The organism is Janthinobacterium sp. CG_23.3, from assembly GCF_046115965.1.
In the GTDB taxonomy this organism is placed as follows: domain Bacteria; phylum Pseudomonadota; class Gammaproteobacteria; order Burkholderiales; family Burkholderiaceae_D; genus Janthinobacterium.
In genome coordinates this window covers 1-9,798 of record NZ_JBJXIB010000171.1, presented here as the reverse complement: position 1 = coordinate 9,798, position 9,798 = coordinate 1, and the positions used below count along the sequence as shown (strand labels likewise).

The window sequence follows — 9,798 nt, the reverse complement described above, 5'->3', positions numbered from 1 at the left end:
ATGATTTTCTCCTAAGTTGATTCTTCGAACCTTCACTTTAGGATTAATTTGCGTCTTTTGCCGACCCGCCTTCATTCATAGTATCTACGAAAACCCGGCGGCGTCGGCCGAGATCGGCAGCCAGAAGCGGAAGCGGGCGCCTTGTCCGGGCGTGCTGGCCATCTCGAAATGGCCGCCGTGGCGTTTGACGATGCCGTAGGAAACCGACAGCCCCAGGCCGGTGCCCTTGCCGACCGGTTTGGTGGTGAAGAACGGGTCGAAGATGCGCGCCTGCACCTCGGGCGCGATGCCGCAGCCGTTGTCCTCGACCTCCAGCCAGACCCGCTCGGCGTCGACGCCGGAGCGCACCACCAGCTGGCCCTGGCTTTCAATCGCGTGGGCGGCGTTGACCAGCAAATTCATCAACACCTGGTTGATTTGCGCCGCGTTGCAGTGCACCGGCGGCAGTTGGCCCAGTTCGAGCCTGACCTCGGCCTTGTATTTGATCTCGTTGCGCACCATGTTCAGGGTGCTCTGGACCCCGGCGTTCAGGTCGGCCTCCTGCCATTCGCCCTCGTCGACGTGGGAAAAATCCTTCAAGTCCTGGACGATGTCGCGCACCCGCAGCAGGCCGTCCTGCGACTCCTGCAGCAACGCGGCGACGTCGCCGCGCAGGTAGTCGATGTCGGCGGCCTGGCGCGCGGCGGCGATGGCGCGCGCGGCCGGCGCCGGCAGCGCCACGCCGTCCAGCGCGTCCTGGTAGCCGTCCAGCAGCGCCAGCAGCTCGCCGACGTAGCGGCCGAGCGAGCCGAGGTTGGAGTTGACGAAGCCGATCGGGTTGTTGATCTCGTGGGCGACGCCGGCGGCCAGTTGGCCGATCGAGGCCATCTTCTCCGACTGCAGCAGTTGCGCCTGGGCCGCCTCGAGCTGGCCGTGGGTTTCCTTGAGTTCGGCGTAATTGCGCTGCAGCGCCTGCTCGGTTTGCTTGAACGCGGTGCGGTCCTCGATGATCCACCAGGTGCCGCGGGTCGGGTCGGCGGGGTCGGCCACGTAGCCCGACAGGTTGCCCCAGAAGTCGCTGCCGTCGCGCCGGCGCAGGTACATTTCGCGGCGCACCGGCTTGCCGGTCGACAGCGCCGGCGCGACCTCGTCGGCCATGTCCTGATATTCCTCGTCGCTGCGGTACAGCGCCCGCCCGGGCAGGCCGACCACGCCGTCGTCGCTGTAGCCGAACATCGCCTCGAAGGCGGCGTTGCAGCGCTGTATCTTGCGTTCGCTGGTCAGTACGATGCCCAGCGAGGCGTTGTTCAGCACGCCCTGGTAGTCGCGCAGCGCGCTGTGCAACTGCTCCTGGGCGGCGCGCGGCGCGGTCAGGTCCTGGACGATCCAGACGGTGCCGCTTTCATTGCGCTCCGGGTCGAGCATCTTGGCGCAGACGTGGCACCAGACCATGCTGCCGTCGCGGCGCCGCAGTTCGCAGTCGATTTCGTAGGCGCGCCCGGCCGCCAGCGGCGGGTTGGCCCGCTGGCGCGCCAGTTCATAGCTGTCCGGGTCGGGGAAGATGGTGCTGGTGGGCAGGCCCTCGAGTTCGTCGACGCCGTAGCCGAGCATGGCCGCGACGTGGGCGTTGCAGCGCTGGATGGTGCGGCCGTTGGTGACGCCGATGCCGACGGTGGCGCTGTTGAAGATCTCCTCCCACTCGAACAGCGAGGCGCGCAGCAGGCTTTCGGCGCTCTTGCGCACGGTGATGTCGCTGACGATCCAGATGGCGCCCTGGTCCGGTTCGGCCGGGTTGGACGGGAAGCCCCAGGCGCCGCCCCAAAAGGTGCCGCCGTCCTGGCGCCGGAAGCGGATCTCGTCGTGGAATGACCCCTGTTCGAGCAGCTTGGCGTAGGCGTGCCGGCCGACTTCCTCGTAACTGGCCTCGGACGCGTACAGCGCGCGCGCCAGCTGGCCGACGCCGTTGCCGGCGTCGAAGCCGAACAGGCGGGCGAACTCGTCGTTGTAGCGCACGATGCGCCGCGAAATGACGAACACCACGCCGACCGGCGCGTTCTTCATGATGGCCTGGTATTCCAGCAGGGCCCGTTCGCGCCCGGCGAAGGCCTGGTCCAGGCCCGCCATCGGACTGACCGAAAAGATCCGCGGCGCGGCGGCGGCGGTCGGCACCCAGCGCAGATACACCGGCAGCTTGGCGTCGGCGCCGCGCAGCAAGGTGGCGATCTGGCTGGTTTTGGCGCCGTCGCCGGCTTGCGCCAGGAAGTCGCGGCAGTCGGCCAGCGGCAGCAGTTCGGCCAGCAGCAGCCCGGCCGCCGGCAGCGGCCCGAGCATGGCCGCCAGCGCGGCGTTGACGCGCAACAGCTGGCCGTCGGCGCCGACCATGCCCAGCGGCAGCGCAAAGCTGTCGAGCGACAGGCCGGTGTCGGCCGGGTCGCGCGGCTTGCTGCTGTCGGCTCGGTGCATGCTCACGTCGCGGCGCCTCTGCTGTCGTGGATAAAGATGTCCTACCGCAATTTACCACCAAGTGGCGCGCAAGGACAGGCCGCGATCAACGGCGTGTCCGGCGCGCGGCGGTGGCGCAGGTCGGATACGCGGCGGGCGTACGCCGACCAACCAAACCTGGCGCCCCTAGAAGCAGTGTTCCAGCGCCGGGAAGCTGCCGTCCTTGACGGCGCGCACGTAGGCGATCACGGCGGCGTCGATGCTGCTCTGGCCTTCCATGAAGTTTTTGACGAAGCGCGCCTTGCGGCCCGGGAAGACGCCGAGCAGGTCGTGCATCACCAGCACCTGGCCGGAGCAGTCCGGACCGGCGCCGATGCCGATGCTCGGCATCGCCAGCAGTTCCGTCACCTCCTTGCCCAGCTGCGAGGGAATCGCCTCCAGCACCACCAGCGCGGCGCCGGCGGCCTGCAGCGCCAGCGCGTCGGCCTTCAACTGCTCGGCGCTTTCAATGCTTTTGCCTTGCACCTTGTAGCCGCCCAGCTGGTGCACAGACTGCGGCGTCAGGCCGAGGTGGGCGCACACCGGCACCGAGCGCTCGGTCAGGAAGCGCACCGTGTCGGCCAGCCAGGCGCCGCCCTCGATCTTGACCATGTGGGCGCCGGCCTGCATCACCTGCACGGCGTTGGCGAAGGCCGTTTCGGGGGTGCCGTAGGCGCCGAACGGCAGGTCGGTGACGATCATCGCCGACTTGCTGCCGCGCGCCACGGCGGCGGTGTGGTAGGCCAGCTCGGCCACCGTCACCGGCAGCGTCGACTGGTGGCCGTTGCAGACCATGCCGAGCGAATCGCCGATCAGCAGCACCTCGACGCCGCAGCGGTCCATCAGCGAGGCGAAGCTGGCGTCGTAGCAGGTCAGCATGCTGATCTTCTCGCCGCTGGCGCGCAGCGCGTTCAGCGACGGGATCGTCACGGCCTTGGTGTGGACCGGCTTGGCCGGAGCGGACGCCACTGGCGCGGCGGCTTTCCCGGCCAATTCTGTTCCTTGCAAATATGCTGACATCGGAATCCTTTAGTGAGTGTGTTGGCTGCCGGCGCGCGCGGCGAATCCGCCATTCTAACTGCGAACGGCAGCACCGGGGACAGACCACGATTTCCGAGAAAGTTTCTCGGAAATCGTGGTCTGTCCCCGGTGTTCAGTCGAGTTTGTCGATGGCTTGCGCGGCCACGGCGGCGCTGTCGGCCAGCGCGCGCGCCGGGCCCAGCCCGGGTACGACGATGGCCGGCGCCAGTTCCAGCAGCGGCACCAGGACGAAGGCGCGTTCGCCCAGGCGCGGATGCGGCACTTGCAGCGTGGCCGTGGCGATCCGCTCGTCGCCGTACAGCAGCAGGTCCAGGTCCAGCGTGCGCGGGGCGTTGCGGTAGGGCCGTTCGCGCCCGTGCGCGCTTTCAATCGCGTGCAGCGCCAGCAGCAGCTCGTCGGCCGCCAGCGCCGTGTCGAGGCGCGCCACGGCGTTGATGTAGTCGTCGCCGCCGGCGTCGATCGGCGCGGTGCGGTACAGGCTGGAGGCGCCCAGCAGCGCGCTGTCGGGCAGGCGCGCCAGCCGCGCCAGCGCGTCCCGCACGTTGCCGCGGGCGTCGCCCAGGTTGGCGCCGATGCCGATGTAGGCCGGTTGCCGCGCCGGCGCCGGGTGCGGCGAGTCGCTCATTCGCCGCCGGCGGCGCCGCCGGTGGTGCCGCTGGCGGGGCGGCTGCGCGGGCCGCGCCGCGGCGCGCGTTTTTTCTTCGCGGCGCCCGGCGCGGCGGCCGGGTTGGCGCCGCTGGCCACCAGTTCGTCGCGGTTCTCTTCGTCGCTTTCGTAGAAGTCGGTCCACCATTCGCCGATTTCGGCGTCGATCTCGCCGGAGGCGCAGCGCAGCAGCAGGAAGTCGTAGCCGGCGCGGAAGCGCGGGTGCTCCAGCAGCTTGTGCGGGGTCTTGCCGCTGCGCCGCTCGAAGCGCGGCTGCATGGCCCAGATGTCGCGCATGTCGGAGCCGATCTTGCGCTGCAGCGCCAGCTTCTCGGTCTGCGAGTCGAGCACGTCGTCGGCCGCCAGGTGCAGCGCCGGGATCGGGAATTCGCCGGCGGCGCGGTAGGCGGTCCATTTCTCCAGCACCTGGTGCCACAGCAGCGCGGCGAACAGGAAGCCCGGCGAGACCGTCTTGCCGGCGGCGATGCGCGCGTCGGTCGAGTCCAGCGCCAGCGTGACGAACTTGGCGCCCAGCGGCTGCTCCAGCACCACGTCGAGCAGCGGCAGCAGGCCGTGGTGCAGGCCCGATTTGCGCAGTTGCACCAGGCACGCCAGCGCCCGCCCGCTCATCAACAGTTTCAGCATCTCGTCGAAGACGCGCGCCGCCGGCACGTTGTTGATCAACGGCGCCATCACGGCGATCGGCGCGGCGGTGCCGGGCTCGATGCTGAAGTTCAGGCGCGCCGCGAAGCGCACCACGCGCAGCATGCGCACCGGGTCTTCGCGGTAGCGCGCCTCCGGCTGGCCGATGATGCGCAGCGTCTTGGCGCGGATGTCGGCGCTGCCGCCGTGGTAGTCCCACACCTCTTCGTTGGCCGGGTTGTAGTACATGGCGTTGATGGTGAAGTCGCGCCGCAGCGCGTCCTCGTGCTGCGGGCCGAAGGTGTTGTCGCGCAGCACGCGCCCGTGCTCGTCGGTCGGCGCCGAGTCCGCGCCGATGCCGCGGAAGGTGGTCACCTCCAACAGGTCCTGGCCGAACATCACGTGGACGATCTGGAAGCGCTTGCCGATGATGAAGGCGCGCCGGAACAGGCGTTTGACCTGTTCCGGGGTGGCGTTGGTGGCGATGTCGAAGTCCTTCGGCTTGACGCCCAGCAGCAGGTCGCGCACCGCGCCGCCGACGACGAAGGCGTCGAAGCCGGCCTCCTGCAGGCTGCTGGTGACGCGGATCGCGTTCGACGACACCAGTCGCGGGTCGATGCCGTGCTCTTGCGCGCGCAGCACCACGGCCACGCTGTGGTCGCGCGCCGCTGCTTCTTTGACGCCGAGGATCTTGCGGATGAGTTTTTTAATCATTGAATAAATGGAGTAATGGCCAGCCGTGGGTCGACGCGTGCGCCGCCAGCGCGGCGTTGGGGTTGGTGGCGACGGGGTCGGTGACGACCGACAACAGCGGAATGTCGTTGTGCGAGTCGCTGTAGAAATGGCTGCGCGCGAAGCCCTCCAGGCGCTGCCCGCGCCCGGCCAGCCAGGCGTGGGTGTGGCTGACCTTGCCGGCGCCCTGGGTCGGCGTGCCGAGCAGCTTGCCGGTGACGTTGCCGGCGCCGTCGAACTCGGGCGTGGCGGCGATCAGGTGCGCGACCCCCAGCGCCCGGGCGATCGGCGCGGTGACGAAGGCGTTGGTGGCGGTGATGATGGCCACCAGGTCGCCGTTGTCGTGGTGCCGTTGCAGCAGCGCGCGCGCGGCCGGCAGGATCGCCGGCTCGACCACCTCGGCCATGAACTGGGCGTGCATGCGCTCCAGTTCCGGGCGCGGGAAGCGCGCCAGCGTGCCCAGGGCGAATGCGAGGTATTCGACCGGGTCCAGCGTGCCGGCCTGGTACTGGGCGAAAAAGGCGTCGTTGCGGCCGGTGAAGGCGGCGCCGTCGACGGCGCCGATGCGGACCAGGAACTGGCCCCATTCGTGGTCGGAGTCGATCGGCAGCAGCGTGTGGTCGAGGTCAAACAGGGCCAGATTCATCATTCTTTCGCTTCCGCCTGCAACAACTCGCGCAACAAAGGCAAGGTGATCGGGCGTTGGGTTTCCAGGGAGTATTGGTCGAGGGAGTCCAGCATCGTCGACAGCGAGCGCATGTCGCGCCGGAAATGCGACAGCAGATAGGGTAACACGCCCGGCGACAAGGTCAAGCCGCGGGTGGCCGCCGCGTGGGTCAGCGCCGCCACCTTTTCGTCGTCGGTCAAGCCGTGGATCTGGTAAATCAAGCCCCAGCCCATGCGCGTGCGCAAATCCTCGCGCACCGGCAGCACCGCCGGCGGCACCGCGCCGCTGCAGACCATGAAGGCGCCGTTGGCGCGGATTTCGTTGAACAGCGCGAAGGCGTCGATCTGCGCCACCGGCGACAGTTTTTCGCAGTCGTCGAGCATGTACAGGTCGACCTCGGGCGAGTAGACGAATTCCGACTCGATCGAGAACGGCGAGATGTAGCGGGCCGCAGCGGTGTTGCCCAGTGCCTGCAGCAGATGGGTCTTGCCGGCGGCCACTTCGCCCCACAGGTAGGCGAAGTGCTCGCGCGAGGTGCGCGCGGCGAACTGGCGCATCAGTTGCGCCACCTCGGCATTTTGTCCTACCTCGAAGGAATCGAGGCTGTGCGCCTGGTCTGCGCCTAAATCGAGCACCAGTTGTTTCATGGCGTTCGCCCTGTCCTAGTATTTTGCATAGCTTTATATAGACGCATTATAGAAGCTGCTGCTCAGGTAGTGGCGGCGAAGGTGCTTAAAAGCGACCATTAAGATGGCCGAGGCCGGCAATGCGAGCAAAACGCCGACGAATCCGAACAATTGGCCGAACGCCAGCAGCGCGAAGATCACCGCCAGCGGGTTCAGGCCGATGCGCTCGCCGACCAGGCGCGGCGTCAGGAAGAAGCCCTCGATGACCTGGCCGCAGCCGTAGATGACGGCCACGGCGACGACCCCGCTCCAGTCGCTGAACTGCAGCACGGCGGCGATCAGCGCCAGCACCAGGCCCAGGCCGAAGCCGAGGTAGGGGATGAACACCAGCAGGCCGGTGATGATGCCCACCGGCAGGGCGACGTCGAAGCCGGCGATCATCAGCGCCGTCGAGTAGTACACGGCCAGCACCAGCATCACCAGCAACTGGCCGCGCAGGTATTGCGCCAGCAGCGCGTCGACCTCGTTGGCCATCGCCACCGTCTGGCCGACCCAGCGCCGCGGCACCGCGGCGGCGATGCGCGCCAGCATCGGGTGCCAGTCCAGCAGCAGGTAGAACAGCAGCACCGGGATCAGCACCACGGTGGCCAGCCAGCCCAGCACGGCGGTGCCGCCGACCCGCGCCGAGGCCAGCACGGCGCTCCAGATTTCGTCGCCGCTGGTGGTCATCTGCTGGGTCAGCAGGGTTTTCAGGCCGGCGCTGTCGAGCCGCACCTTGATGCCCATTTCCTGCAACTTCGGCCCCAGCAGCTCGTTGAGCTTGACCAGGAACAGCGGAATTTGCGCCTGCAGCAGCGGGATTTCCTTTTGCAGCACCGGAATGACGATCAGCGCCAGCGCCCCCAGCGCCAGGAAAAACAACAGCACCACGACCACCACCGCCAGCGGGCGCGGCACGTCGAAGCGGCGAAAGCGCAGGTGGTCGAGCCGGTCGACGCCGGGATTGAGGGCGTAGGCCAGGATGGCGGCGGCCAGGAAGGGCGTCAGCACCGGCCCCAACGCCACCAGCAACAGCAGAAACGCCAGCCAGACCGCGACCCAGAATGCCGTTTGTTTTTGTTCTAGCGTGAGGGGGAATGGCATGGATTGTCGAGTATGTATAAAAAAATGGCAGGGTTGACGGGGCAGTTTGATAAAATAGCGGATTGTCCGGACTTGCACGCGCGCGTGCGCAATCGGTCTCCGCCCTCTATTTTACCGCCTCCGCTGCCACACACCATGACCCAAACAACTAATGTTTCCCTTTCCTACCGCGATGCCGGCGTCGATATCGATGCGGGCGACGCCCTAGTCGAAGCAATCAAGCCGTTTGCCAAGCGCACCATGCGCGAAGGCGTGATGGGCGGCATTGGCGGCTTCGGCGCGCTGTTCGAGATTAGCAAGAAATACAAGGAACCGGTGCTGGTGTCGGGCACCGACGGCGTCGGCACCAAGCTCAAGCTGGCGTTCGAACTGAACCGCCACGACACGGTTGGCATCGACCTGGTCGCCATGAGCGTCAACGACATCCTGGTGCAGGGCGCCGAGCCGCTGTTCTTCCTCGACTACTTCGCCTGCGGCAAGCTCGACGTGCCGACCGCGACCGACGTCATCAAGGGTGTGGCCAAGGGTTGCGAACTGGCCGGCTGCGCGCTGATCGGCGGCGAAACGGCGGAAATGCCGAGCATGTACCCGGCCGGCGAATACGACCTGGCCGGCTTCGCCGTGGGCGCGGTGGAAAAGTCGAAAATCATCGACGGCACCAAGATCGTCCCGGGCGACGTGGTGCTGGGCCTGGCCTCGTCGGGCGCGCACTCGAACGGCTACTCGCTGGTGCGCAAGATCATCGAGGTGGCCAAGCCGGACCTGGAAGGCGACTTCCACGGGCGCAAGCTGGCCGACGTGCTGATGGAGCCGACCCGCATCTACGTCAAGCCGCTGCTGGCGCTGATGGACGCGATGGAAGTCAAAGGCATGGTGCACATCACCGGCGGCGGCCTGGTCGAAAACATCCCGCGCGTGCTGCAAAGCCACCTGGTGGCCGAGCTGGACTCGACGGCGTGGACCATGCCGCCGCTGTTCCAGTGGTTGCAGCGGCACGGCGGCGTCGCCGACGCCGAGATGCACCGCGTCTTCAACTGCGGCATCGGCATGACCGTCATCGTCTCGGCCGAGAACGCCGACGCCGCCTTCGCGCAGCTGACGGCCGCCGGCGAGAGCGTCGCGCGCATCGGCACCATCCGCGCCCGCGTCGGCGACGAGCACCAGACCATCGTCGTTTAAGTTTCCCCCCCGCGGGAAAATGGCGGCCTGTCCTTGCGGACCGGCCGCCATTTTTTTTATCCCGTGGCGCAGGCAGCCGCGCCGGGGCGGCGCGTGTAACATTTGCTCACGCTATTTACCCTGGCGTGCGGGTGTTTTGGGACATAAGGGCGTAATATTATTCCCAAGGAGAAATAACATGAATATAAATACAAAGAAAATCGCGGCGACCCTGATGCTGGGCGCGCTGGTGTTGGTCAGCTATGGCGCGCTGGCGGCGCCCGTTGACGTTGACGTCAGGATCATCTTGCCGGTTGCGCCGCAGCCGGTGTATGTCGCGCCCGCGCCCGTGTATGTGCAGGAACGGCCGATTTATGTGCAACAGCGGCCCGTGTATGTGCAACAGCGGCCCGTGTATGTGGAACAGCGGCCCGTGTATGTCGAGCATGACGATCGGTATTGGGATTGCAAAAAAAATAAGTGCAAGCAAAAGAAGGAAAAGCATCACAAGCACGAGCGCGACGACGACTGAGGCCAGCGCTAACGCGCGCCAACTCGATGCGCCGCCCGCGCCTTGGCGCGGGGGGGGGGTTTTCAGACTCAGCTTTGGTTTTTCCTTCCGTGCTGCCGTTTCACTCCCCCGTGGTTGGCACTTCAGCAACCTCCGCCCCGCGGCGGGGTGCC

The 9,798-nt window shown here is 67.2% G+C and carries 9 protein-coding genes; 2 read left to right on the top strand and 7 right to left on the bottom strand.

Annotated elements, in window-relative coordinates; all coding sequences use genetic code 11:
* Positions 1-84: 84 nt before the first annotated feature.
* The 7 genes from ACFDR9_RS25625 to ACFDR9_RS25595 form a co-directional block, all read right to left on the bottom strand.
* Positions 85-2,442 carry a PAS domain S-box protein gene (locus ACFDR9_RS25625; RefSeq protein WP_409032800.1) on the bottom strand — a complete coding sequence of 786 codons (2,358 nt, stop codon included), beginning with the start codon at positions 2,440-2,442 and terminating at the stop codon, positions 85-87.
* 165 nt (positions 2,443-2,607) lie between these two features.
* The gene (panB, locus tag ACFDR9_RS25620) at positions 2,608-3,480 is read right to left on the bottom strand and encodes a 3-methyl-2-oxobutanoate hydroxymethyltransferase (protein WP_409032798.1); all 873 of its coding nucleotides are present in this window, start codon (positions 3,478-3,480) and stop codon (positions 2,608-2,610) included.
* A gap of 133 nt (positions 3,481-3,613) precedes the next feature.
* The gene (folK, locus tag ACFDR9_RS25615; protein ID WP_409032797.1) at positions 3,614-4,126 is read right to left on the bottom strand and encodes a 2-amino-4-hydroxy-6-hydroxymethyldihydropteridine diphosphokinase; all 513 of its coding nucleotides are present in this window, start codon (positions 4,124-4,126) and stop codon (positions 3,614-3,616) included.
* The gene (gene pcnB, locus ACFDR9_RS25610; protein ID WP_017879374.1) at positions 4,123-5,502 is read right to left on the bottom strand and encodes a polynucleotide adenylyltransferase PcnB; all 1,380 of its coding nucleotides are present in this window, start codon (positions 5,500-5,502) and stop codon (positions 4,123-4,125) included. Before pcnB ends, folK begins: the two co-directional genes overlap by 4 nt.
* Positions 5,495-6,166 carry an HAD family hydrolase gene (locus tag ACFDR9_RS25605; RefSeq protein WP_409032799.1) on the bottom strand — a complete coding sequence of 224 codons (672 nt, stop codon included), beginning with the start codon at positions 6,164-6,166 and terminating at the stop codon, positions 5,495-5,497. Before ACFDR9_RS25605 ends, pcnB begins: the two co-directional genes overlap by 8 nt.
* Positions 6,166-6,834, bottom strand: coding sequence for a DnaA regulatory inactivator Hda (gene hda / locus ACFDR9_RS25600; protein WP_017879372.1), 669 nt, complete (start codon positions 6,832-6,834; stop codon positions 6,166-6,168). Before hda ends, ACFDR9_RS25605 begins: the two co-directional genes overlap by 1 nt.
* A gap of 33 nt (positions 6,835-6,867) precedes the next feature.
* Positions 6,868-7,956, bottom strand: coding sequence for an AI-2E family transporter (locus ACFDR9_RS25595; RefSeq protein ID WP_017879371.1), 1,089 nt, complete (start codon positions 7,954-7,956; stop codon positions 6,868-6,870).
* A gap of 135 nt (positions 7,957-8,091) precedes the next feature.
* On the opposite strand from ACFDR9_RS25595, the gene purM reads away from it, so the two are divergent.
* Positions 8,092-9,135 (top strand): phosphoribosylformylglycinamidine cyclo-ligase, encoded by a 1,044-nt coding sequence (purM, locus tag ACFDR9_RS25590; RefSeq protein WP_017879370.1) that lies wholly within the window; start codon positions 8,092-8,094, stop codon positions 9,133-9,135.
* Between the two features lie 178 nt (positions 9,136-9,313).
* Positions 9,314-9,646 carry a hypothetical protein gene (locus ACFDR9_RS25585; RefSeq protein WP_409032796.1) on the top strand — a complete coding sequence of 111 codons (333 nt, stop codon included), beginning with the start codon at positions 9,314-9,316 and terminating at the stop codon, positions 9,644-9,646.
* The last annotated feature ends 152 nt before the right edge of the window (positions 9,647-9,798 follow it).

Coding starts and splice junctions, on each gene's coding strand:
- pcnB (WP_017879374.1), bottom strand. CDS start 5,502: ATGATTAAAAAACTCATCCGCAAGATCCTCGGCGTCAAAGAAGCAGCG.
- ACFDR9_RS25595 (WP_017879371.1), bottom strand. CDS start 7,956: ATGCCATTCCCCCTCACGCTAGAACAAAAACAAACGGCATTCTGGGTC.
- purM (WP_017879370.1), top strand. CDS start 8,092: ATGACCCAAACAACTAATGTTTCCCTTTCCTACCGCGATGCCGGCGTC.
- folK (WP_409032797.1), bottom strand. CDS start 4,126: ATGAGCGACTCGCCGCACCCGGCGCCGGCGCGGCAACCGGCCTACATC.
- ACFDR9_RS25585 (WP_409032796.1), top strand. CDS start 9,314: ATGAATATAAATACAAAGAAAATCGCGGCGACCCTGATGCTGGGCGCG.
- hda (WP_017879372.1), bottom strand. CDS start 6,834: ATGAAACAACTGGTGCTCGATTTAGGCGCAGACCAGGCGCACAGCCTC.
- panB (WP_409032798.1), bottom strand. CDS start 3,480: ATGTCAGCATATTTGCAAGGAACAGAATTGGCCGGGAAAGCCGCCGCG.
- ACFDR9_RS25625 (WP_409032800.1), bottom strand. CDS start 2,442: ATGCACCGAGCCGACAGCAGCAAGCCGCGCGACCCGGCCGACACCGGC.
- ACFDR9_RS25605 (WP_409032799.1), bottom strand. CDS start 6,166: ATGAATCTGGCCCTGTTTGACCTCGACCACACGCTGCTGCCGATCGAC.